Consider the following 23,025-nt stretch of genomic DNA (forward strand, 5'->3'; position numbering starts at 1 on the left):
GGTGTCTGAACGAACTCCCGCCGATGTGAAGATCGGCCCCAACGAGATCCTGCGGTTCTTCCTCGAACTCTTCGCCTTCTTCTCGCTCGGCTTCTGGGGCGTCGCGGTGTGGCCGTTCCCCCTGAACGTGGTCGTCGGGATCGCCGCGCCGGTCGTGGCGATCATCCTCTGGGCGCTGTTCCTCTCGCCGCGCGCCGTGATCCGCATCGACCTCTACGGCCAGGCGGTCGTCGAGCTCCTCATCTTCGCGGCGGCGGCGCTCGCCTGGTTGCACCTCGGGCAGCCGATCATCGCGACCGTCTTCGCCGTGGTCGCCGTGGCCAGTGGTGTCATCCGCGGCCGGAAGCAGCTCGCATGACCGAGCTCCTGATCCACTCCGCCACCAAGGTCGACGTCGACGGCCACCAGGACGCCTTCTGGCTGCACGCGGTCGACGGTGTCATCCGCTCCACCGGTACCGGCGACGACTGGCGGTCCCTCCCCGTCGGCGACGACGCATCCGTCCAGGACGCACACGGCGGCCACCTCACGCCGGGGTTCATCGACCTCCACGTCCACGGCGGCGGCGGTTCATCCTTCGACGACGGACGCGACGCCATCGGACGCGCGCTCGCGGTGCACCGGGCGCACGGGACCACGAGGACGCTCATCAGTCTCGTCTCGAACCCGGTCGACGCCCTCGTCGCGAGTCTCGAGGGGATCGCCGACCTCGTCGCCGAGGATCCGCTGGTCCTCGGAGCCCACCTCGAAGGTCCGTTCCTCTCACCGGCCAAGAAGGGCGCACACGACCCCGGGGCGCTCATCGACCCGAGCCCGGCCGTCGTCGAACGCCTCATCGACGCCAGCCGAGGCACGCTCCGGCAGATCACGATCGCCCCTGAGCTGCCGAACGCCCTCGAGGCGATCCAGGTCCTCGTCGAGGCCGGCGTCATCGTCGCCGTGGGTCACACCGACGCCGACGAGGCACTGACGAAGACGGCGTTCGATCTCGGTGCCCGACTCGTCACCCACGTGTTCAACGCGATGAACGGGATCCACCACCGTGCGCCCGGACCGGTCATCGCCTCCTTCGCCGACGAGCGGGTCACGGTCGAGCTCATCCTCGACGGCGAACACGTGCACCCCGACGTCGCCAAGCTCGCCTTCGAGCAGGCCCCGGGCCGCGTCGCACTCATCACCGACGCGATGGCCGCAGCCGGTTCCTCCGACGGCCGTTACCTGCTGGGAGCGCTCGAGGTCCAGGTGACCGACGGTCTGGCGCGGCTCGTGGAAGGCGACTCGATCGCCGGCTCGACGCTGACGCTCGACCGGGCGCTCCGACTCGCCATCACCAGCGGTGTCGCAGCGGACGCGGCGGTCGGTGCGCTCACGAGCACCCCGGCCCGTGTCCTCGGCCTCGCCGACCGCTTCGGACGACTGGCCCCGGGATACGCCGCGGACGCCGTCCTCCTCGACCACCAGTGGAACGTCCAGGCGGTCTGGGCCGACGGATCAGCCCTGCCACGATGACGACGCCGACCGTCCTCGACGCCCTCCGTGACGCCCTCGGCGACGCGGTCTCGACGACGGAGGCCGTCCTCGCGGACGCACGGTCCGACAAGTCGGGTCACGTGTCCGACGCCCCACCCATCGCCGTGGTCTCCGCACGCTCCATCGAGGACGTCCAGACGGTCATGCGGATAGCCACCGCGACCGGGACGCCGGTCGTGACGCGCGGCGCCGGTACCGGACTGGCCGGCGGTGCACTCGGCGGCGCGGGCGAGGTCGTCCTGTCGACGCTCGAGATGCAGCGCGTCCTGGAGATCAACGAACCCGACCTCCTCGCGGTGGTCGAACCGGGCATCATCAACGGCGCCTTCAACGACCTCCTGCTCGCCAGGGGGCTCTGGTTCGCGCCCGACCCGGCGAGCCGCGCGATCTCGACCGTCGGTGGGAACATCGCGACCGGCGCCGGTGGCCTGCTCTGTGCCAAGTACGGCGTGACGCGCGACGCTGTGCTCGCCCTCAAGGTGGTGCTGGCCGACGGACGACTCATCAGCGTCGGGCACCGGAGCGTGAAGGGGGTCACCGGCCTCGACCTCACGAGTCTCATGGGCGGATCCGAGGGCGTCCTCGGCGTCATCGTCGAGGCGACCGTCCGCATCCGTCGCGTGACGCCGGGCACCGTCGCGACCATCGCCGGGTACTTCCCGAGCGTCGTCTCGGCCGCGGAGGCCACCGCCGCCGTCACCGCATCCGGTATCCAGCCGTCGATCATGGAGCTGCTCGACCCCGTCGCGCTCGTCGCCGTGCACCGCTACCTGCAGCTGCCGATCCCGAACAACGGAGAGGCCCACGTCGTGATCCAGACCGACGGCCCGAACGCCGAGGCGGAGGCCGCCGCGATCCTCGAGGTGCTCCACGCCGGCGGCGGGCGTGCCGAGATGTCCACCGACCACGCGACGGGTGAGCATCTCTTGGCCGTCCGCCGCGCCCTGCATCCCTCGCTCGAGCAGTTCGGCACCCCGCTCATCGAGGACGTGTCGGTCCCCCGCAGCCAGTTGGCGGCGATGTTCACGGCGATCGGCGAGATCGAACGCCGCTACGGCATCTCCATCCCGACGGTCGCGCACGCGGGCGACGGCAACCTCCACCCGAACTTCGTCTTCGAGGGTGTCGAGGTACCCGACCTCATCTGGCAAGCCGCCGACGACCTCTTCACCACCGCGCTGCGGCTCGGCGGCACCCTCACCGGCGAGCACGGCATCGGCCTGCTCAAGAAGCGCTGGCTCGGCGACGAGCTCGGCGAGGATCAGCTCGCGCTCCAGCACGGGATCAAGCGGCTCTTCGACCCGAAGAACCTCCTCAACCCGGGCAAGATGTTCTGAGGCCCTTCGACAGGCTCAGGGACCGGAGGCCGGCTCAGGGACCGGAGGCCGGCTCAGGAAGCGGAGGCTGGCTCAGTGGCCGGCGACCGGCGTCCGGAGGCGGGCCCAGGGGCCGGAAGCGGCCGGGAACGGCGACAGGCTCAGGGTCCGGACGGATCCGGTCCCTGAGCCTGTCGAAGGGCGTTACGCGAGCGAGGCCTGTCGGGCGACGACCTGCGCGAGCACCGCGGGAGCCAGCGGATGCTCGGGAGCGAGGCCGGTGACCTCCTCGACGAAGGTGCCCGGCGCGAGCTCGTGGAGCTTCGCCTGCAGGTGGACACTCTGCTCGTCGTCGGCGACGTCGAACTCGAGCGCGGCACCGATGGCCGAGACGAGTGCGTCGTGGGCCATGCCGCGCTCCGCGAGTTCTGCGGCGGGCCCGATGAACCGCTCGGTCCGGCTCAGCTTGCGCAACGGCTGCCGACCGACGCGCTCCACGGTGTCGGGCAGGTGCACGTTCGCGAAGCGACGGAGGATCGTCTCGCGATACTCGCGTTGCGCGTCGACGTCGAGCCCGTGCTTGGCGACGAGCAGCGCGGAGGTCTCCTCCAGCACCGCGCCGACGGCCGCGGCGATCGACGGCTCGGCGAGCGCTTCGGCGATGGTCCCGATACCGGCGCGCGCACCGAAGTAGGCGACGGAGGCGTGGCCGGTGTTCACGGTGAAGAGCTTCCGCTCGATGTACGGTGCGAGCTCCTCGACGAAGTGGGCACCGGGGATCGACGGCAGCGAGCCGTTGAACGCCGGGGTCTCGATGGCCCACTCGTAGAAGGTCTCGACGGTCACGTCGATGCCCTGCCCGGCGGGCTGGCCCGGGACGATGCGGTCCACGGCCGTGTTGGCGAACACGGCCCGGGTTGACAGCGACGCCCAGGCCTCGTCGCCGACCGCCTGGCGCACCTCGGTGGCGAGGAGGTCGGTGGCGTTGATCGCGTTCTCGCAGGCCATGACGGCGAGCGGAGCGGCGTCGGCCGGACGCGCGGCGATCCCACGCGCGATGACCGGGGCGACGAAGCGCAGGATGGTCGGCCCGACGGCGGTGGTCACCACCTCGGCGGCGGCGATCTCCTGGACGAGGGCCTCCTCGTCGGTGGCGCTGTTGATCGCGCGGAACCCGGTGACGACCGTGTCCTTCGCGCCGTCGCCCACCTCGTGCACCGTGTAGCTGTCGGCCGCGGCGATCGCATCGATGAGCTCGGCGTTGACGTCCGCGAAGACGACCTCGTAGCCGCCCTCGTGGAGGAGCAGGCCGACGAAGCCGCGCCCGATGTTGCCGGCGCCGAAGTGGACGGCTCGCATCACTCGTTGACCTCGCTCAGGAGCGCGTAGAGCTCCTCGGGCGTCTCGGCTGCGAGCAGCTTGGCGACCTCGTCGTCCTCGGAGAAGATGATGGCGATCTTGGAGAGGATCTCCATGTGCCCGCCGTCCTTGCCGGCGATGCCGACGACGAAGCGGACCTCGTCGCCGTCCCAGTCGATCGGGGTCTCGTAGCGGGTGAACGACAGGGCGGAATCACGGACCGCCTCCTTCGCGTCGTTCGTCCCGTGCGGGATCGCGAGGAGGTTTCCCATGTAGGTCGACACGGACTGCTCGCGGGCGAGCATGGCCTCGAAGTACTCGTCGGTCACGGCTCCGGCCGCTTCGAGGGCGTCGGCAGCGCGGCGGATGGCCTCCTCCTGCGTCACCGTCCCGGTGACGATGGTGATCCGATCCTGGGTCAGTACCTGCGACATGTCTTCCTCTGCATTCGTCGTGCGGGGCTCCGCCGGTGCGGTCCGGAGCCGGGTGTGGGTCGATGGATAAAGCCCGGGGCGCACGCCGTTCGCGTGCGCCCCGGGATCGTTCCGTTGCTAGTGTGCTCCCTCTCCGCGGAGCAACTCCACCACTTCGTCGTACTTCGGAGAGTTCATGAAGTTGTCGACCGACATGTGCACGGCACTCGGGGTCTTCTCCTTCGCGCGCTCCGTCAGCTCGCGCTGGGTGATGACGAGGTCGACGTCGTCGGCGAGGTTCGCGATCGCCTTGTTGGTGACGGTGATCTCGTCGATGCCGGCCTTCTTGATCTTGTTGCGGAGCACCGAGGCGCCCATCGCACTCGAACCCATACCGGCGTCGCAGGCGAAGACGATGTTGCGGATCGGTCCGCGCTCGAGCGTCGTGACGACGCCCTCGTCGACGACGTCCGCACCGGCTGCGGCGCTTCCGGCGGACAGGTTGCCGAGCACGCTCGACTTCTTGCCCTTGGCGGCTTCGGTCGCGGCGACCGCGGCCGAGAGGTCACCGGCGTTCTCGTTCTCGAGGTCGCGCTTCCGGCTGGCCCGCAGGATGATCGCGGAGATCGCGAACGAGACGGCTGCTGCGACGATGACCGACAGGATCACGCCGACGTAGCTGTCGGGCGCCGTCTGGATGAGGACGGCGATGATGCTGCCCGGCGAGGCCGGGGCGCGGAGACCCGTGTTGAACGCGACGTTCGTCGCCACACCGGCCATACCGCCGCCGATCGCGGCCAGGACCAGCATCGGCTTCATGAGCACGTACGGGAAGTAGATCTCGTGGATGCCTCCGAAGAACTGGATGATGACCGCGCCGGGGGCCGACGCCTTCGCGAGACCGATGCCGAAGAAGCAGAACGCGAGCAGGATGCCGAGGCCCGGGCCGGGGTTCGCCTCGAGGAGGAACAGGATCGACTTGCCGGTCTCCTCGGACTGCTGGACACCGAGCGGGGTCAGCACACCGTGGTTGATGGCGTTGTTGAGGAAGAGGATCTTGCCCGGCTCGATGAAGATGCTCGCGATCGGCAGAAGCGAGTTGGCGACGAGCCAGTCGACGATGCCCTCGAGGAAGCTGCTGAGCGCGGTGACGATCGGTGCGATACCGAAGAAGCCGCCGATGGCGAGGAGGGCCCCGAGGATACCCGCGGAGAAGTTGTTGACCAGCATCTCGAAGCCGGCCTTGATCTTGCCGTCCCAGATCCGGTCCACCTGCTTCATGAGCCACGCGGCGAGCGGGCCCATGATCATCGCACCGATGAACATCGGGATCGCACTGCCGACGATGACACCCATGGTCGCGATGGACGCGACGACGCCGCCACGCTCACCGTAGATCATGCGGCCGCCGGTGTTCGCGATGAGCAACGGGAGCAGATACGTGATCATCGGGCCGACGAGGCCGACGTACTGCGGGAAGGTCGTACCGTCGTCGGCCTGCGCGAGCGCCGTCGCGGCACCCTGCCAGCCGATGAGGTCGGCGTTGCCGAAGCCGCCGAGGATCCCGTTCGGGAACCAGCCGGTCGCGATGAAGAACGCGGTGATGAGGCCCCAGGCGATGAAGGCCGCGATGTTCGGCATGACCATGCCGGAGAGGAAGGTGCCGAATCGCTGTACGCCGACTCGTGCACCTCCCGGCTTCTTGGGAGTAGACGTCGTTGTCATGATGATGTTGCCTCTTTCATTTCGGGAGTCGTTGCAGCGGTGGCCGCTGCCCTGGCTTCGGCCGCACCGTCGGCGGCCAGTGCTGCTGCCGCGATGCGCCGGGCATCGTCGAGCGTGTACTGCTGGAGGGAGTGACGGACGTCGGCGAGCGCCGACGGTGACATGGACAGGGTGGTGGCGCCGAGTCCGACGAGGACGACGGCGAGGAGCGGGTCGGCGGCTGCTTCGCCGCAGATGCCGACCGGCTTGCCGTGGTGCTGGCCGGCTTCGCCGACGAGCTGCACGAGGCGGAGGACCGCCGGGTGCCACGGGTCCTGGAACGCGCCGACGGAACCGAGCAGGCGGTCCGCGGCGAGCGTGTACTGCGTGAGGTCGTTGGTCCCGATCGACGCGAATCCGGCGTGGGCGAGGACGCGGTCGGCGAGGAGGGCGCTCGACGGCACCTCCACCATGACGCCGGGCGTCTTGAGACCGTACTCGGCGGCGATCGCCATGAAGTACTTCGTCTCCTCGACGGTCGACACCATCGGGGCCATGACCCAGAGGTCGGCGTCCGTCGCGGCGTCGGCCTGGGCGAGCGCCGTGAGCTGCTCGCGCAGGATGTCCTCGCTCGCCCGCAGCGCACGGAGGCCACGGAGTCCGAGCGCCGGGTTGTCCTCGTGCGCGTCGTTGAGGAACGCCAACGGCTTGTCGGCTCCGGCGTCGAGGACGCGCACGACGACCTTCTGGCCGGGGAAGGCGTTCAGGAGCTTCTCGTAGTGCGCGCGCTGCTGCTCGACCGTGGGCGCGAGCGCCTGGTCGAGGAAGAGGAACTCGGTGCGGAAGAGGCCGACGCCCTCGGCGCCGAGCTCTGCGGCGGCGTCGGCGTGCTCGGCCGAGCCCAGGTTGGCGAGCAGCGGCACCGGGGTGCCGTCCGCCAGTGCACCGGGGACGACCGGAGCGTTCACGAGCGCCAGGCGGTCGGCGATGCGCTGCTCCGTGGCGGCGACGAGCTCGGGCGTCGGATCGACCGTGACCTCACCGGCTGCCGCGTCGACGACGAGCGTCGTGCCGTCGGTCAGCTCGGCCGCTCCGACGACGCCGACGATCGCGACGATCGACTTCTCGCGGGCGAGGATCGCCGTGTGCGAGGTCGGGCCGCCGTCGCTCGTGACGAGGCCGAGGACCAGGTCGAGGTCGAGGAGAGCGGTGTCGGCCGGTGCGAGGTCGCGGGCGACGAGGATGAACGGGTGGCCGGGTGAGGGGACGCCGGGGGCCGGCACGCCCATGAGGTCGGCGATGACCCGCTGTGACACGTCGTCGAGGTCGGCGGCGCGCTCCCCGAGGTAGCCGCCCATCGCGGCGAGCTGGTCGCGGAACGAGGCGAACGCCGCGTGGACGGCCCACTCGGCGGTCTTGCCGTCCGCGAGCCGCGTGGCGATCTCCTCGGCGAGGGTCGGGTCCTCCGCCATCATCGCCTGGGCCTCGAGGACGTCACGAGCTGCACCACCGGCGGCGGCGCCTCGGGCCTCGAGTTCGCGGGCGACCGCGGCGAGGGAGGTGTTCGCGCGTTCGGTCTCGGTCGCGAGGTCGAGGGTGCTGGCGACGTCGGCGGGCGCGGGGAGCGGGTCGGCCATGCGGGCCACCGGGCCGACGGCGATGCCCTGGCCGATACCGATGCCCTGGAACGCGGTCATCGGACTACTGCTCGTCATGGTCGGTCACCAGGAGCTCGGAGAGCGTGTCGAGAGTGCCCTCGGCTGCGGCGCCCTCGCCGTCGACGGACAGGGTCACGTAGTCGCCGTGCTCGACGGCGAGCGCGATCACGCCGAGGATGCTCGCCGCATTGACGGGCTTGCCGCTGCCCTTCGCGATCGTCACCGGGACCCCGGCGTCCTTCGCAGCCTGCGTGAACAGCTTCGCGGGCCTGGCATGCAGGCCGTGCGACGAGCCGATGCGGACGGTTCGAGTTGCCATGGGGTTACCTCCTGGTTGGTGATTGGATCGAGAGGACGAGTTCGAGGGCTCGCGCGCCACCCTCGACGCCGAAGACGTCGCCGGGCAGGACGGCGACCGCGGTGCCGGTGGGCTCGGCCGCTGCGCGCAGCGCGGCCTCGTGGTCGGCGAGGTGGGCGCCGACGAGCAGGACGTCGACACCGTCGAGGGCGATCGTGCCGCCGAGGACCTGCGATTCGGCACCGGCCGCGACGGAGACGTCGATCGATCGGTCGGCTGCCGCGCGACGCAGGCGTTGGGCCATGAACGTGCTCGACGCACCCGCGCCGCAAATCACCAGGATCTTCATCGAACCTTCTCCAGAACCGCCGATTGCCTACCAACCCATCATTCCGTCGCGCCCGTCGTGGCTCCACCAGAAGCTCTTCCGCCGGGGCGGAAAGGTCGTCGAACGCGCGGAAGCAGCCGGGAAGGTGGTTGACTCGGTGGAGCGGTTCGCCCGGACCGCGCGACGGCCGACCGACGGAGAGGGCATCGTGGCACGCGAGAAACACGACCGCATGCTCGGCTACCTCGCGGGACGGGACGGCTGGACGACGGCCACCGAGGTCGCGGAGGTGCTCGGCGTCACACCGCGGAGCGTGCGCAGCTACGTCACGGCGGTCAACACCCGCACGGCACCGCACGACGTCGTCGAGTCCGGGCCGAACGGGTATCGGCTGAACGCCGACGGCTACGCGGTCTACCGGCGACGAGCCGCATCGGCGTTCGAATCGGAGACGCCCCGGGATCGGCTCTACGGGCTCGTCCGGCTGCTCATCAGCGCCCCCTCGGGGATCGACGTGCATGAGACGGCACAGCGGCTCCACGTCAGCGAGTCGACCGTCGAGGGCGACCTGGGCCGGGTCCGTGCAATGCTCGCCGACACCGCCCTCACGCTCGACCGTTCCGGATCGACGGTGACGATGGCGGGCGGTGAGACCGAGCGGAGACGGCTCCTCAGCCGCATGTTCCGCGACGAGACCGACCGCGGCATCGTCGAGCTCGAGGCGCTCCAGCGCGCGTTCGCGCCGAACGAGTTCAGCCCGTTCAAGGGCGAGCTGCTCGAGGCCTTGACCGCGCGCGGGTACTACGTGAACGAGTACGGCATCGCTAACGTCCTGCTCCACATCGCGATCGCCATCGACCGGGTCACGAAGGACCGTCCGGCGGAGCCCGCCGACCACGCTCCGCGCACCCCGGAGGTCGAGGCGGTCGCGGAGGATCTGGCGCGGCTCGTCGACGCTCACTTCCACGTCGCGCTCGGCGACGGCGACCTCGTCTACCTCAGCTACCTGCTCGTGACGCGGGTGGTGACGCCGGGCAGTGGGGCTCCCGCCGAAGTCCTCGTCGACGACTACGTCAACCAGGACGACCTCGCCGCCGTCCGTCAGGCCGTCGACCGTGCCGGCCGAGAGTACCTCGTCGACCTCTCCGACGAGGACTTCATCGTCCGGCTCACCCTCCACGTCCAGAACCTCATCCGTCGTGCACAGGACCAGTCCTACTCACGCAATCCGCTGACCCGCTCGATCAAGACCTCGTACCCGATGATCTACGAGCTCGCGGTCTTCATCGCCAGCCAACTGCAGCGACACGGCTCGATCATCATCAACGACGACGAGATCGCCTACATCGCGATGCACGTCGGTGCCCAGCTCGAGCAGAAGGCCCGCAAGGAGGCTCTCCTCGGTTCCACGATCGTCTCCGCCGGCTACTACGACATGCACGAGGTGCTGCGTCGACGCGTCGAATCGCAGCTGGGCGACGTCCTCGACGTCCGATCCGTCATCACCCGCACCGATGTCGACTGGGCCGCCATCGACACCGAGCTCGTGCTCACGACGATCGAGCCACCGGCCCCTGCCGACGGCATCGTCGTCATCCAACCGTTCCTCACCGCGGCCGACGTGGAGCGCGTCCGGAGTGCGGTCAGCCGCGTGCGGAGGTCGTCCCGTTTGTCGGAGATCACCGACGAACTGCTGCAGTACTTCCACCCGGACCTCTTCCTCCGGAACGCGCACGCCGAAGACGAGGAAGGCATGATCCGCCTGCTCGGCGAGCGCATGATCGCCCAGGGGATCATCGACGAGAGCTACCTCACCGCGGCGATCGAGCGGGAGCGCATGTCGTCGACGGCGTTCACCGACACCTTGGCCGTGCCGCACTCCATGGCGATGACCGCGCACTCGACCGCCATCGCGATCGCGGTGAACGAGACGCCGATGGAGTGGGGCGGAGCGCGCGTGAGCGTCGTCGCACTCGTGGCGTTCAGCGAATCGGGTCGCGCTGCGTTCCAGACGGTCTTCGACCAGTTCGTCGAGGTGTTCTCGGAGCGCTCGAGCGTCGCCCGGATCATCCGCCGTTCCGAGGACTTCGCCGGCTTCATCGACGAGCTCGTGCACGTCATCGACGGCTGATCAGCCGTCGAGCCGCCCCGGTCACCGAGCCGCCCTGGTCACCGAGCCTGTCGAGGTGCTCAGACGTGTTCGGTGACCACCACGGCGGTCGTACCCGGCTCGAGTGCCTCGAAGACGTGCGGCACGTCCCCGGCGTGGGCGAGGTAGTCCCCCGGACCGAGTTCGACCTCCTCGCCGACGGGCCCGATGGACGCGCGACCGGTGCTGAGGATCCAGTGCTCGACGACGCCCGGCATGTGCGGCTCCGAGCGCCTCGGCTCCCCGGGTTCGACGACGATGCGGTAGATGTCGCGTCGGGCGTTCGGCGGGCAGGCGGACAACACCGTCGCGACGTAGTCCGCCCCGGACGCGGCGAGGGTCGGCCCCTCACCGGCACGGATGACCTGGACCGGCCGTCGCACCGGCTCGACCAGGCGGGCGAAGGGGACGTCGAGGGTGACGCTGAGCGCCCAGAGGGTCTCGAGACTCGGGTTCCCGAGCCCCGCCTCCAGCTGCGAGAGGGTGGACTTCGCGATCCCGGCTCGACGGGCCACCTCCGCGAGTGAGAGGCCGGTCCGCTGCCGCTCGCGGGTCAGCGCCGCCGCGACCGCGGCGTGCGGTGCTCCGTCGTCGGATGGTTCGACCTGCGTCATGCGTTCGCTCCAAGGTATTACGCGTTCGATTTGACGAACGCTTCGTGCGCGTTCAATATAGTGTACGTGCGTTCGATATGGAGTCACCTCGGTCGGCCGACCACGCGTGCCATCGCGCTGGTCTGCGTCGCCGACGGACTGGTCGGCATCTCCTACGGAGCCGTCGCCGTGCACGCGGGCATCCAGCCCTGGGTCGTCCTGGCGCTCGCCCTGCTCGTCCTCGCCGGCGCATCGGAGATCCTGTTCGTCGGGATCGTCGCGGCCGGCGGGAGTCCGCTCACCGCAGCGCTGGCAGGGCTGCTCGTGAACGCCCGTCACCTGCCGTTCGGCCTCGCGATCCATGAGGTCGTCGGCACGGGCTGGCGCCGCGTGCTCGGTACACACCTCCTCAACGACGAGTCCGTGGTCTTCGCGCTCGATCAGGACACCCTGGAGCGGAAGCGCGCCGCGTTCTGGGCGTGCGGCCTCGGCATCCTCCTCTGCTGGCCGGCGGGCGCGGCACTCGGAGCCTTCGCCGGCACCGTGATCGAGGACACGGACGCCTTCGGACTCGACGTGATGTTCCCCGCAGTGCTGCTCGCCCTCATCTTCCCCGCCCTCCGCGAGCGCCGCACACGCCGAGCCGCACTCGTCGGCGCGCTCGTCGCCGTCGCCGCGACGCCGTTCCTCCCCTCGGGGATCCCCGTCCTGTTGTCGCTCGTCGGCCTCCTGTTCGGCTTCGGCCGGAAGCAGCCGAAGCCGGAGGTCACCGCGTGAACCAGTCGATGCTCGTGCTGGTCGGGGTCCTCATCCTCGCCGTGGGCACCTACACGTTCCGCCTGGCCGGGCCACTCCTGCGCACCCGCGCCGAGGTCTCGGAACGGGTCGAGACCCTGCTCGCGGACGCCGCCATCGTCCTGCTCATGGCGGTGCTCACGACCACGGCCCTGACCCAGGACCAGCACTTCGCGGGATTCGCACGACTCTCGGGCGTCCTGGTGGCCGGCGTCCTCGCCTGGAGGAAGGCACCGTTCGTCGTCATCGTCCTCGCGGCGGCCCTCACCACGGCACTCCTCCGACTGGGGGGCGTCGCCTGAGCCGTCAGATACCTTGCCAGGCGGGCTTGTTGGCGTACGCGTAGCGGTAGTAGTCGGCGTGCTGCAGCTCGGACGCCGCCGCTTCATCGAGGACCACCGTGGCGCGCGGGTGCAGCTGCACCGCCGAACCGGGGAGGTTGGCGGAGAGCGGTCCCTCGAGCGCAGCGGCGATCGCAGCCGCCTTGCCGGCGCCGAAGGCGAGGAGGACGAGGTGCCTCGCCCGGAGGATGGTGCCGAGACCCTGGGTGATGCAGTGCATGGGGACGTCGTCGATCGAGTCGAAGAACCGTGCGTTGTCCCGGCGGGTCTGCTCCGTCAGGGTCTTCACGCGGGTGAGCGAGGCGAACGACGAGCCCGGTTCGTTGAACCCGATGTGGCCGTCGGTCCCGATGCCGAGGATCTGCAGGTCGACGCCACCGGCGGCCTGGATCGCCGCTTCGTAGTCGGCGCCCGCGTGCTGGATGGTCTCGGCCGCACCGTTCGGCACCTGGATGCGCTCGGGCACGAGGCCGAGCGGCTCGACGACCTCACGTGTGATGACGGAACGGTACGACTCGGGGTGCCCGGCCGGCAGACCGACGTACTCGTCGAGGGCGAACCCTCGCACCTGCGAGAGGTCGAGGCCGCGGGACCGGGTCGCGAGGGCCTCGTAGACGGGGAGCGGGGTCGAACCCGTCGCCAGCCCGAGGACGGCGTCCGGACGCTCCTCGATCAGGGAGACGATCGCCTCCGCGACGAGGGCGCCTGCGGCACCACTGTCCCCCACGATCACGACTTCAGCCATGCGACGGTTCTCCTCTTCCCACGAGCGCTGCGCCGATCGCCGCGACGGGGGATCCCGTCGGCACGAGGCGCACGCGCTGTTCCAACTGCAATGATGCGACGAATCGAGACCCGGCGGCGGATTCGGCCAGAGCCTCGCGGATGACGGCGAGCAGTCGCTCGCCGAGAGCGGTGAGTCCTCCTCCGAGGACGATGTCGTCGGCGTCGACGGTGAGGGTCAGGATGCGGACGGCCGCGGCCGCACCGTGACCCAGGCGTGCGCGGAGGGCGACGGCCCGCGGGTCCCCGGCGTCGGCGTGGTCGAAGAGGTCGAGCACCGGCAGGGCCACGTCGGCTCCCCAGGCGGCGGAGACCGCACCACCGGCGGCCATGGTCTCGACGCACCCCCGCTGTCCGCACCCGCAGCGGTCACCGAGCGGATCGACGGACAGATGCCCGACCTCGCCGGCGACCCCGCTCGAGCCCCGCCAGAGCCGGCCGTCCGTGACGATACCTGCGGCGACGCCCGTGCCCAGATTGAGGTAGGCCATCGTGCCGGAACCGTCGAGCAGCTGCCAGGCGCCGAGGGCGGCCGCCTTCACATCGTTCTCCACGGCGACCGGGACCCTGAGTCGCTGGGTGAGGATCGCACCGAGCTCGAGTTCCTCCACGTCGAGGTTGACGGCGTGGGTCACCCGACCGGTGCCCGGGACGGTCAGCCCGGGGATGCCGACGCCGACCGAGGTGAAGGCGTCGATCGGGCGCGCGACGGCGTCGGAGAGCCGACTGACGGCCTCGACGGCGGTCTCGACGACGGCTTCGGGCCCGCGTCCCGTGACCAGCCTGAGCCGATGCAGGAGCGCGCCGTCGTCCGTCACGACGACGGCATCGGTCTTCGTGCCGCCGATGTCGAGTCCTACCCTCACGCGCTTCGTCTCCGGAGGGCGTCGTGGCGCGTCTGCATGCTGTGGTTCCTTCGATCCGTGGAGCGACCCGCTCGCACCACCGGTTTGTTCGCCAAGCTTACAAATAAACTGGGCTCGCGTCCATGTCGGCGACGACCACGCACCAGCGTCGGACGGCGTCCGCCTGCGGGTTGCGGGCTCCACCGGGTAGCCTGGAGGCCGACCCGCAGCGCGCGGGCGGGCCCGCCACGGGCACCGAACACGGGGGAATCACACCACCATGAAGAAGAACGCAGCAGCATTCCTCGGCGCGATCGCCGTCTCTGGCCTGCTCCTCACCGGTTGTGCCGGCGGCGCCCAGAGCAAGGAGGATGCGTGCAAGCTCATCCAGTCCGAGGTGACGGAGTCGGCTTCGCAGCTGCAGTCGGGCCTGAGCTCGCTGTCCTCCGACCCCGAGGCGGCCGTCACCCAGCTCGACGACTTCTCCGGAACGTTCAAGGCTGCGGCCGACAAGGTCACGAACGATGAGGTGAAGACCGCGGCGAACGACTCGGTCAAGGCACTCAACGACTTCATCGACGTCGCGAAGACGGCTGTCGACGACCCGCAGAACGTCGACCAGACCGGGCTCACCGATTCACTCACGAAGCTCCAGGACGAATTCACCACGCTCGGCAACACCTGCAGCCTCTAGCTCGACACGACTGACGACGGGCCCCGGATCGGCTGATCCGGGGCCCGTCGCCGTCTCCGGGCCGTCGGCTACTTCACGGATCCCTCGGTGAGCCCGCCACGCCAGAAGCGCTGCAGCACGATCATCGCGATCGCCAAGGGGATGATCGACAACAGTGCGCCGCCGGTCGTCAGCTCGTAGAACTCCGGCAGGCGGTCGACCTGGCTCCGCCAGTTGTTCAGGCCCAGGGTGATCGGGTACAGCGTGCTGTCGGACAGCATGACGAGTGGCAGGAAGTAGTTGTTCCAGATCCCGACGAGCTGGAAGAGGAAGACGGTCACGAGCGCGGGCGTGAGGATCTTCAGCCCCACGGTGTGGAAGATCCGCAGCTCGCTCGCGCCGTCGATCCGTGCGGCCTCGATGAGCGAGTCGTCGATCGTCGCGTCGGCGTAGATCCGGCAGAGGAACAACCCGAACGGCGAGACGAGCGACGGAAGGAGCACCGACCAGTACGTGTTCGCGAGCCCCAGCTGACTGAAGAGCAGGAACAGCGGGAGTGCTGTGGCCGTCCCCGGCACGAGGACCCCGCCGAGGATGGTGCCGAAGACGAGGTTGCGCCCGCGGAACCGGTACTTCGCGAGCGCGTACCCGCCTGCCGCGGCGAGGTACGTCGCGATGAGGGCTCCCACGCCCGCATAGAGCACCGAGTTGCCGAACCAGCGGACGAAGATGCCGCCGTCGTAGGTGAGTACCTCGTGGAGGTTCGACCACAACGAGAACTCCGAGCCGAGGAGGAAGCCGTTGCTGCCGAACAGATCCTCGGTGCTCTTGGTCGCAGCGATCACCACCCAGTACACGGGCACCAGGAAGTAGACCGCGACGACGACGAGGATGCCCGTCACGAGCACCCGCATCCCCCTGGACCCACCGGGGCGCCCCTGCTGGTCGCTCAGCCGCTGGGCTCGCTTCGACGAGGTCGCGGTCGTGATGCTCCGGGTCTCGCTCATGATGCCCTCCTCGACGTCAGCCGCAGGAAGATGAACGACAGCGCGAACGCGACCAGGGCGATGAGCACCGCCTGCGCTGCGGCGACGTTGTAGTCGTTGTAGGCGAACGCGGTCGTGTAGGCGCTGAGGTTCGGCGTGTACTCGTTGTCGATCGCGGGCGACACGGTCTGCAGCACCTGGGGCTCGGCGAAGAGCTGGAGCGTGCCGATGATGGAGAACACGGTCGTGAGGATGAGCGCCGGCCGGATGAGCGGAAGCTGGATGCTCGCCGCGACGCGGAACGGCCCGGCGCCGTCGACCTTCGCGGCTTCGTAGACCTCGCCGGGGATGGCCTTCAACTGGGCGACGACGATCATCATGTTGTACCCGGTGTAGGTCCAGGTCACGATGTTGGCGATGGACCAGAGCACCGTGCCGGCGCCGAGGAAGTCGAGCTCGATCCCCATTGCCCCGGCGATGTCGATGATCGGGCTGAGTCCCGGGACGTAGAGGAACGACCAGAGGATCGTCGCGATCACGCCGGGGATGCCGTAGGGCAGGAAGTACACGGCCCGGAAGAACCCCGGCCACTTCGCGGAGGCGGACTCGAGGAGGAGCGCCAGCAGGGTGCACAGCGCGATCATGACCGTGACCTGCACGACGCCGAAGAGGAGCATCCGGCCGATCGAGGCGATGAAGTTGCCGTTCTCCAGGGCCTGGGCGTAGTTGGAGAACCACGCGAACTCGGTCGTGACGCCCTCCTCCCCGAAGACACCCTTCCGTGAGACACGGACGAAGCTGCTGCCGACCGCGACGATGATCGGCAGGATGAAGGTGAGGACGAAGAGCGCCAGGAACGGTCCGAGGAGCATCCACGGAGCCGCGACCGAGGTCCGGCGTCGGCGCTGCGACCCCGACCGGGACGGGTCGTCCGCCACTCCACGCGCCGGGCGTTCCGTGAGGGCGCTCACGACGCCGCCTCGATCCGGAGGCCCTTGTTGCGGAACGCGGTGATGACGTCGCGCTGCCCCTGGACCACGGCGTCCACGAGGGTGCCGCCCGAGGCCTTGGCCCGGAACCCGTCGGCGAGGATGTTGAAGGTCTGCTGGGTGAGTGGCCACCACTGCCACTCGTTGTTCTGTTCCTTGGCGGCCGGCACGAAGACCTCCTCGTTGTAGTTCTGGCCACCGAAGAACTCGCTCGGCTGTTGTCGGCGCGAGCCGATGTAGGCGTCGTTCGGCGACCACCCGATGCCGGAGTGCTCGATCATGGCGTCGATGCCGGCGTCGCTCGTGGTCATCCACACGGCGAACTCGAGCGCCTCCCTCGGGTGGGCGCTGTTCGCCAGGACGGCAGCCGTGGACCCGCCCTGGAAGGTCGAGCCGTACCCCTCGCTCCCCCACCGGGGCAACGGCGCGACCCGCCACTTGCCCTCGGCCCCCGAGACGCCCTGCAGGAGGGCGTCTCCCCAGCTGGCTCCGGCGAGCGACGCGATCGAGTCCTTCGCCGCAGCGGCGAACCAGGCCGGTGAGAACTGGCTGTAGGAGGTGGTCATGACGCCGTCGTCGATGGCCCGGTCGAAGAACCTGGCCGTCTCCAAGGTCGCGTCGTCCGTCATATCCACGATCCACCGGTCGCCGTCCACACGGAACCAGGACGCGCCGGCCTGGGTCGCCATGGCCGCGAACCATGACGCGTCGTCGAGGGCGAAGCAGTCCAGATACATGTCGGCGTCGCGCACCGCCCCCGCCACCTGGAACCACTCGTCCCAGGTGGCCGGGGCCTTCGCGCCCACCCGGTCGAGCAGGTCCGGGCGGTAGTAGAGCGCCATCGGACCGGAGTCCTGTGGGATCCCGTAGACCCCGTCGACGTAGGAGACCTGGTTCCAGAGGGTCTCGTTGTACCGCGACGCGACCTCGTCCGCGCCGTAGCGCCGGAGGTCGACCAACCCGTTCACGAGCAGGAACTCGGGGAGCGTCCGCATCTCGACCTGCGCGAGGTCCGGACCACCACCCGCGGCGAGCGCCGAGTACAGCTTCTGATACCCGCCGTCGTTGCCTCCGGGGATCCAGACCGCCTCGACCTGCACGTTCGGGTGGTCGGCGTTCCAGACGTCGGCGACCTTCTGAAGGTCCTTCAGCCAGGCCCAGTACGTGAGCGTGATCCGTTCACCGGCGGCGGCCGGGGCGATCGTCGGACCGGTGTTCGGCGACACCGTCCCCGGGGTGGAACAGCCCGCCAGGAGTGCGGTCGCACCACCGGCTGCAGCCCAGGCCAGCAACTGTCTTCTCGTCATCGGTGACATCGATGGTCCTCACGTCGTCGTCGAGGTGGTCCATCGACGCTAACACGACCGTCCGGGCCGGCGTCGTGACCCGAACGACGGACGGGGCCCGGGAGCGTGTGCTCCCGGACCCCGTCCGTGTGGTGCCGGTACCGGTCAGGCCGACGTCATCAGGCCAGGCGCGCCTTGAGGTTCGCCGAGATGGTCTCGAGGAACTCCTCGGTGGTCTGGTAGGCCTGGTCGGAGCCGACGAGGAGCGCGAGGTCCTTCGTCATGGCACCGGACTCGACCGTCTTGATGACGACGTCCTCGAGGGTCGCCGCGAACTCGATGAGCTCCTGGTTGCCGTCGAGCACGCCTCGGTGCTGCAGGCCACGGGTCCACGCGAAGATCGAGGCGATCGGGTTCGTCGACGTGGGCTTGCCCTGCTGGTGCTGGCGGTAGTGGCGCGTGACGGTGCCGTGTGCGGCCTCGGCCTCCACGATCTTGCCGTCGGGCGTGGCCAGCACGCTCGTCATGAGGCCGAGCGAGCCGAAGCCCTGAGCCACGGTGTCGGACTGGACGTCGCCGTCGTAGTTCTTGCAGGCCCAGACGTAACCGCCCTCCCACTTCATGGCCGAGGCGACCATGTCGTCGATGAGTCGGTGCTCGTAGGTGATGCCGGCAGCCTCGAACCGCTCCTTGAACTCCGCGTCGAAGATCTCCTGGAAGATGTCCTTGAACCGGCCGTCGTAGGCCTTGAGGATGGTGTTCTTCGTGGAGAGGTACACCGGGTAGTTGCGGTTCAGGCCGTAGTTGAGGCTGGCACGCGCGAAGTCGCGGATCGAGGCGTCGAGGTTGTACTGCACCTGTGCGATGCCGTCGCCGGGCGACTGGAAGACCTCGAACTTCTGCGGCTCCGAGCCGTCGTCGGGCGTGAACTCGACCGTGAGCTTGCCCTCGCCCTTGAACAGGAAGTCGGTCGCGCGGTACTGGTCGCCGAACGCGTGGCGGCCGATGATGATCGGCTTGTTCCACCCGGGCACGAGACGCGGGATGTTCGAGATGATGATGGGCTCGCGGAAGATGACGCCGCCGAGGATGTTGCGGATGGTGCCGTTCGGGCTCCGCCACATCTTCTTGAGACCGAACTCCTCGACACGTGCCTCGTCGGGGGTGATGGTCGCGCACTTGACGCCGACGCCGTGCTTCTGGATGGCGTGCGCGGCGTCGATCGTGATCTGGTCGTCCGTCTCATCACGCTTCTCGATGCCGAGGTCGTAGTACTCGAGGTTCACATCGAGGTAGGGGTGGATGAGCGAGTCCTTGATGAACTGCCAGATGATGCGAGTCATCTCATCGCCGTCGAGTTCGACGACGGTGCCTTCGACCTTGATCTTCGACACTGGTTGTCCTTTCTGATGCCGCCCTGAGCCGAGCGGCCTACGGAGGTGCGCACGCGGTGGAGTGCTCCGCATGGCATGGAGGAGACCGCATCCGAAAGGTGGACGGCACGGCCACGCCCTAGCTTACAAGACCTGCCAGGTCTCTTGACATCGAGACAGTTGGATCCGACGGCACCCGGACGCCCCGCTCCCCGCCTGTGGGTCGGCCGTGGATGTCGCCGCGAGGAGCGTGTCGGCGGTCCGACGGACTATCCGCGGTCCGCCGGACAGGTTAGCCTGGGCTCATGGCTGAGCTGCGTCTGGAAGAACTGTCCGCATCGACGATCGTGGCGGTCAACGCGCTCACCATGAAACCCGGGCAGGAGCAGTTCATCGCCCCGGTGTCCTACGCGGTCGCGGCCGCGGTCGTGAACCCCGCCACCTCCTGGCAGCGCGTCATCCTCGACGGCGACGAGGTCGTCGGATTCATCTCCGCCAACTTCGACCACGAGTCGGCGCAGGAGGAGTTCCGCTCCGCCCTGTGGCGCATCAACGTCGACGCCGACGACCAGGGCCGCGGCGTCGGCCGGTTCGCGGTGGCCTCGCTGATCGAGGAGGCCAAGCAGCGCGGCTTCGACCACGTCAACGTCATCTACGAGCCCGGCGACCTCGGTCCCGAGGCGTTCTTCCTCCGCGTCGGGTTCTCCCCCGTCGGCGAGACCCAGTACGGCGAGACCATCGGCAGCATCAGCCTCTGAGACGGTGAGCGGGTCGTCACCGACGGACTCGGCTGAGGCGTTCGCCGAGGCCGTGCTGGCCGTCGTCGCCGACATCCCCGAGGGCTGCGCCCTGAGCTACGGCCAGGTCGCGTCCATCATCGGGTCGAAGTCGGCGCGCGGCGTCGGTCGCGTCATGGCGCAGTACGGGCACGCCGTGCCCTGGTGGCGGGTCGTGCGGTCGGGCGGTATCCCTCCGACGGGGCACGAGGATCGCGCCCTCGAACACTACGAGGCCGAGGGCACACCGATCGTCCCGATGAGCGGCGGGCGGTACCGCCTGGGTCGCGAGGCACTGCTGTACTGACCGTCTTCGCGCCCGATCAGCCGGGAAGGTGGATCGAGACGACCGTCCCGGCACCGACCGGGCTCTCGACGCGCATCGTCCCGCCGACGGCGTCGACCCGGTCCGCGAGACCGCGCAACCCACTCCCCCGCGCAGGATCGGCGCCGCCTACACCGTCGTCCGCGACCACGACCCGGAGCCCACCGTCGGGGTGGTCGGAGACGACCACTTCGCAGCTGGACGCCCCGGAGTACTTCGTGACGTTGGCCAGGCACTCCGAGACGACGTAGTAGACGGTCGCCTCGATGAGCTGCCTGGGCCGCTCGCGCAGCTCGACGGTGACCTTGGTGACGACGGTGCACCGACGCCCGAGTTCGGCGATCGCCGGCACCAGTCCGCCCTCGGCCAGGAGCGCCGGATGCAGTCCTCGGGCGAGTTCGCGGAGCTCCTTGATGGCGCTCGCGAGCTGATCGATGGTGGTCTCGAGGCCGTCGGCCAGGACGAGTTGGCCGTCGGCGCGTGCAGCGTCGCTCGCCATCCGGAGTCGTAGTGCGACGGAGAACAGCTGCTGCTGGGAACCGTCGTGCAGGTCGCGCTCCGCCCGCCGTCGCGCTTCGTCGGCCGCCTGCACGATGCGCAACCGCGATCGGCTCACCTCGCGCAACGAGTGGCGGAGTTCAGCGGTGAGTCGTTCGTTATCGATCATGATGCGCAGCGACGCCGACACCGACCGGAGCAACTGCGGATTGTCGAGCAGAGCCGCGTCGTGCTCGATGTACACGAGCGGCGCGTCCGCGTCGCCGACGCTCGACATCGCCCGACCGCGTGGGTCCCGGTCGGTGGTCCGCTGCGATCCCGGCCAGACGAGCCGGGCGGTGCGGTCCCCGAGGACGGTCTTCACCGCACCGTCCCAGCGGTCGTGACCGGTCTCGCTCAGCTGTCCGGTCTGCACGAGGTCGACGGCCCTGGCGCGGATCGTCCGCATCCGGATGAGACCCGTCGCGTACGCGGCAGGGACGAGCACCACCGAGAACGCGTTGAGGTCCTCGACGACGAGCCGGAGGTGCTCGGGCCATCCCCCCAGGCGGACGAGGGACCACGCCACCCCGATGACGAGCCACAACACGAACGCGACCGGCATGATGAAGGCGACCTGTCTGGCCGCTCCGCTGCTCCGCGCCCACCGCAGGAGCACGACACCCGCGACCACGACCGCGAAGGCCCCCATGACACCCGCGTGGACCCGACCGAGCGCGTCGGCCACGTCTCCGGTCGCGAGGACGGCGTACCGACTCCGCTCGTGGCTCGCGTCGAGCACGTGGTTCGGCGTCACCAGGAGCGTCACGATCGCATAGGTGACGAGGTAGACCGAGGCGGTGATGACGAGCCGCCGATCGAAGCCGCGCCGCAGCCGGCCGGCCGGGAAGGCCAGGGCCAGCCACACCAGCGCGACCCCCGGGAGTACGGAGATCGACATGAGGAGCGGCCAGAGCCAGCCCGCGTGGACGCCGTACGCCCACATGTAGGCCGTCTCGGCCAGCGCGTACCCGACGATCACCCAGCCCGGAGCGGCCGTCGGAGCCAGCCACCAGATCAGCCCTGCCGCCACCAGCGCCGCGAGGTGGCCGACCAACCAGGGCAGACCGTTGCCGTCGGCGATGCCCGGCTGGACGACGCCGAACACGACCGACAGGACGCACACGAGTGCGGCGGCGAGCAGGATGCCGAGTCGCAGCGGCCACGGCAGGCGCCCACGGCCGGCCGGTGCCGGGATGGGCAGCGAGGTCGCCCGTCCGTGTGGGCGACCGTCAGCCATCCGTGTGTTCCAGCCATCGCACGACCGCGAGGACGCGGCGGTGGTCCGCCGGGGAGTCCTCGAGTCCGAGCTTGGCCAGGATGCGGCTGATGTGTGCTTCGACGGTCTTCAGACTGACGACCAGCGCCTTCGCGATGCCGGAGTTCGACCGTCCCTCGGCCATGAGGGTGAGGACTTCGCGTTCCCGCTCCGTGAGGTGGTCCAGGCCGTCGGAACGGGTCCGCTCCGCGACGAGGAGGGAGACGACCTCGGGATCCACGACGGACTCACCCGCCGCCACGCGCTCCACGGCGTCGACGAGTGTCCCGGAGTCGGCGACGCGGTCCTTCAGCAGGTAACCGGTGCCACCTCCGGAGCCGAGCGCGCGGACCGCGTAGGAGGGTACGGCGTACGTGCTCAGCAGGAGCACCCCGGCCGCGAAGCCCGACGCCCGCAGCTGCTCGAGGGCGACGATGCCCTCGTCGGTGTGGGTGGGCGGCATCCGGATGTCGAGCACCACGGCGTCGAGCTGCAGCCCCGCGTCGATGCGGTCGACCAGGTCGACCGCCGACCCGAACGATCCGACCACGGCGTGACCACCCGCCTTGAGGATCTGCGCGACACCCTCACGGAGGAGCACCGCGTCGTCCGCGACGGCGACACGCAGCGAACGCGGTTCCTGACTGGTCATCCGCTCATTGTGGCAGGTCGACGAGACGAGGTGTAGTGCCCACGGGGTCACTCCGTCA

General features: G+C 69.4%; 24 protein-coding genes. 9 read left to right on the forward strand and 15 right to left on the reverse strand.

Annotated elements, in window-relative coordinates; genetic code table 11:
• Position 1 precedes the first annotated feature (1 nt).
• The 3 genes from RWN05_RS06495 to RWN05_RS06505 are packed head-to-tail and all read left to right on the forward strand — an operon-like array spanning position 2 to position 2,867.
• Positions 2–358, forward strand: coding sequence for a YrdB family protein (locus tag RWN05_RS06495; protein WP_231884415.1), 357 nt, complete (start codon positions 2–4; stop codon positions 356–358).
• Positions 355–1,509: an N-acetylglucosamine-6-phosphate deacetylase gene (gene nagA, locus RWN05_RS06500; protein ID WP_314138998.1), complete on the forward strand. Its 1,155-nt coding sequence runs from the start codon at positions 355–357 to the stop codon at positions 1,507–1,509. Before RWN05_RS06495 ends, nagA begins: the two co-directional genes overlap by 4 nt.
• The gene (locus RWN05_RS06505; RefSeq protein ID WP_314138999.1) at positions 1,506–2,867 is read left to right on the forward strand and encodes an FAD-linked oxidase C-terminal domain-containing protein; all 1,362 of its coding nucleotides are present in this window, start codon (positions 1,506–1,508) and stop codon (positions 2,865–2,867) included. The genes nagA and RWN05_RS06505 overlap by 4 nt, the downstream gene beginning before the upstream one ends.
• Positions 2,868–3,050: 183 nt before the next feature.
• Here the strand turns inward: RWN05_RS06505 and RWN05_RS06510 are convergent, their stop codons facing one another.
• The 6 genes from RWN05_RS06510 to RWN05_RS06535 all read right to left on the reverse strand — a co-directional run bounded on the left by RWN05_RS06510 (position 3,051) and on the right by RWN05_RS06535 (position 8,627).
• Positions 3,051–4,205, reverse strand: coding sequence for a mannitol-1-phosphate 5-dehydrogenase (locus RWN05_RS06510; RefSeq protein ID WP_121289706.1), 1,155 nt, complete (start codon positions 4,203–4,205; stop codon positions 3,051–3,053).
• Complete coding sequence (locus tag RWN05_RS06515) at positions 4,205–4,639, reverse strand: PTS sugar transporter subunit IIA (protein ID WP_064296632.1); 435 nt, start codon at positions 4,637–4,639, stop codon at positions 4,205–4,207. Before RWN05_RS06515 ends, RWN05_RS06510 begins: the two co-directional genes overlap by 1 nt.
• A 117-nt stretch (positions 4,640–4,756) precedes the next feature.
• Positions 4,757–6,343 carry a PTS mannitol transporter subunit IICB gene (locus RWN05_RS06520; RefSeq protein ID WP_064296633.1) on the reverse strand — a complete coding sequence of 529 codons (1,587 nt, stop codon included), beginning with the start codon at positions 6,341–6,343 and terminating at the stop codon, positions 4,757–4,759.
• Positions 6,340–8,019 carry a phosphoenolpyruvate--protein phosphotransferase gene (gene ptsP, locus RWN05_RS06525; RefSeq protein ID WP_314139000.1) on the reverse strand — a complete coding sequence of 560 codons (1,680 nt, stop codon included), beginning with the start codon at positions 8,017–8,019 and terminating at the stop codon, positions 6,340–6,342. Before ptsP ends, RWN05_RS06520 begins: the two co-directional genes overlap by 4 nt.
• Positions 8,020–8,023: 4 nt before the next feature.
• Positions 8,024–8,299, reverse strand: a complete 276-nt coding sequence (locus RWN05_RS06530) for an HPr family phosphocarrier protein (protein ID WP_064296634.1) — start codon at positions 8,297–8,299, stop codon at positions 8,024–8,026.
• Positions 8,300–8,303: 4 nt separating this feature from the next.
• On the reverse strand, positions 8,304–8,627 hold the full coding sequence (locus RWN05_RS06535; protein ID WP_071259442.1) for a PTS sugar transporter subunit IIB: 324 nt from the start codon (positions 8,625–8,627) through the stop codon (positions 8,304–8,306).
• A gap of 124 nt (positions 8,628–8,751) precedes the next feature.
• Between RWN05_RS06535 and RWN05_RS06540 the strand changes: the two genes are divergently transcribed.
• A complete protein-coding gene (locus RWN05_RS06540) occupies positions 8,752–10,737 on the forward strand; it encodes a PRD domain-containing protein (protein WP_314139001.1) in 1,986 nt (661 codons plus the stop codon).
• Between the two features lie 59 nt (positions 10,738–10,796).
• Here the strand turns inward: RWN05_RS06540 and RWN05_RS06545 are convergent, their stop codons facing one another.
• The gene (locus RWN05_RS06545; protein WP_071259444.1) at positions 10,797–11,369 is read right to left on the reverse strand and encodes a helix-turn-helix domain-containing protein; all 573 of its coding nucleotides are present in this window, start codon (positions 11,367–11,369) and stop codon (positions 10,797–10,799) included.
• 66 nt (positions 11,370–11,435) lie between these two features.
• Between RWN05_RS06545 and RWN05_RS06550 the strand changes: the two genes are divergently transcribed.
• Positions 11,436–12,125, forward strand: coding sequence for an AzlC family ABC transporter permease (locus RWN05_RS06550; RefSeq protein ID WP_314139003.1), 690 nt, complete (start codon positions 11,436–11,438; stop codon positions 12,123–12,125).
• The gene (locus RWN05_RS06555; protein WP_217485091.1) at positions 12,122–12,445 is read left to right on the forward strand and encodes an AzlD domain-containing protein; all 324 of its coding nucleotides are present in this window, start codon (positions 12,122–12,124) and stop codon (positions 12,443–12,445) included. Before RWN05_RS06550 ends, RWN05_RS06555 begins: the two co-directional genes overlap by 4 nt.
• Before the next feature lie 4 nt (positions 12,446–12,449).
• Here RWN05_RS06555 and RWN05_RS06560 read toward each other — a convergent pair whose 3' ends face one another.
• Together RWN05_RS06560 and RWN05_RS06565 are read right to left on the reverse strand one after the other, a co-directional pair.
• On the reverse strand, positions 12,450–13,229 hold the full coding sequence (locus RWN05_RS06560; RefSeq protein WP_064296637.1) for a glucosamine-6-phosphate deaminase: 780 nt from the start codon (positions 13,227–13,229) through the stop codon (positions 12,450–12,452).
• On the reverse strand, positions 13,222–14,133 hold the full coding sequence (locus RWN05_RS06565) for an ROK family protein (RefSeq protein WP_121289700.1): 912 nt from the start codon (positions 14,131–14,133) through the stop codon (positions 13,222–13,224). The genes RWN05_RS06560 and RWN05_RS06565 overlap by 8 nt, the downstream gene beginning before the upstream one ends.
• A 259-nt stretch (positions 14,134–14,392) precedes the next feature.
• Between RWN05_RS06565 and RWN05_RS06570 the strand changes: the two genes are divergently transcribed.
• Positions 14,393–14,806 carry a hypothetical protein gene (locus tag RWN05_RS06570; RefSeq protein ID WP_064296639.1) on the forward strand — a complete coding sequence of 138 codons (414 nt, stop codon included), beginning with the start codon at positions 14,393–14,395 and terminating at the stop codon, positions 14,804–14,806.
• Positions 14,807–14,874: 68 nt separating this feature from the next.
• Here the strand turns inward: RWN05_RS06570 and RWN05_RS06575 are convergent, their stop codons facing one another.
• From RWN05_RS06575 to RWN05_RS06590, 4 genes are all read right to left on the reverse strand, one after another.
• On the reverse strand, positions 14,875–15,792 hold the full coding sequence (locus RWN05_RS06575; protein ID WP_082916227.1) for a carbohydrate ABC transporter permease: 918 nt from the start codon (positions 15,790–15,792) through the stop codon (positions 14,875–14,877).
• A complete protein-coding gene (locus tag RWN05_RS06580) occupies positions 15,789–16,643 on the reverse strand; it encodes a carbohydrate ABC transporter permease (protein ID WP_121290331.1) in 855 nt (284 codons plus the stop codon). Before RWN05_RS06580 ends, RWN05_RS06575 begins: the two co-directional genes overlap by 4 nt.
• Positions 16,644–16,738: 95 nt before the next feature.
• Positions 16,739–18,076: an ABC transporter substrate-binding protein gene (locus RWN05_RS06585; protein WP_121289698.1), complete on the reverse strand. Its 1,338-nt coding sequence runs from the start codon at positions 18,074–18,076 to the stop codon at positions 16,739–16,741.
• A gap of 149 nt (positions 18,077–18,225) precedes the next feature.
• The gene (locus RWN05_RS06590; protein WP_121289696.1) at positions 18,226–19,440 is read right to left on the reverse strand and encodes an NADP-dependent isocitrate dehydrogenase; all 1,215 of its coding nucleotides are present in this window, start codon (positions 19,438–19,440) and stop codon (positions 18,226–18,228) included.
• Positions 19,441–19,724: 284 nt separating this feature from the next.
• On the opposite strand from RWN05_RS06590, the gene RWN05_RS06595 reads away from it, so the two are divergent.
• Positions 19,725–20,177: a GNAT family N-acetyltransferase gene (locus RWN05_RS06595; protein ID WP_079001745.1), complete on the forward strand. Its 453-nt coding sequence runs from the start codon at positions 19,725–19,727 to the stop codon at positions 20,175–20,177.
• 4 nt (positions 20,178–20,181) lie between these two features.
• Positions 20,182–20,502 carry an MGMT family protein gene (locus RWN05_RS06600; RefSeq protein WP_285038216.1) on the forward strand — a complete coding sequence of 107 codons (321 nt, stop codon included), beginning with the start codon at positions 20,182–20,184 and terminating at the stop codon, positions 20,500–20,502.
• Positions 20,503–20,518: 16 nt separating this feature from the next.
• Here the strand turns inward: RWN05_RS06600 and RWN05_RS06605 are convergent, their stop codons facing one another.
• Positions 20,519–22,297 carry a histidine kinase gene (locus RWN05_RS06605; RefSeq protein ID WP_314139004.1) on the reverse strand — a complete coding sequence of 593 codons (1,779 nt, stop codon included), beginning with the start codon at positions 22,295–22,297 and terminating at the stop codon, positions 20,519–20,521.
• Positions 22,290–22,967, reverse strand: coding sequence for a response regulator transcription factor (locus RWN05_RS06610; RefSeq protein ID WP_121289691.1), 678 nt, complete (start codon positions 22,965–22,967; stop codon positions 22,290–22,292). Before RWN05_RS06610 ends, RWN05_RS06605 begins: the two co-directional genes overlap by 8 nt.
• Positions 22,968–23,025 lie beyond the last annotated feature (58 nt).

Origin of the sequence: uncultured Plantibacter sp., assembly GCF_963518075.1 — a bacterium.
Classification (GTDB): Bacteria; Actinomycetota; Actinomycetes; order Actinomycetales; family Microbacteriaceae; genus Plantibacter; species Plantibacter flavus_A.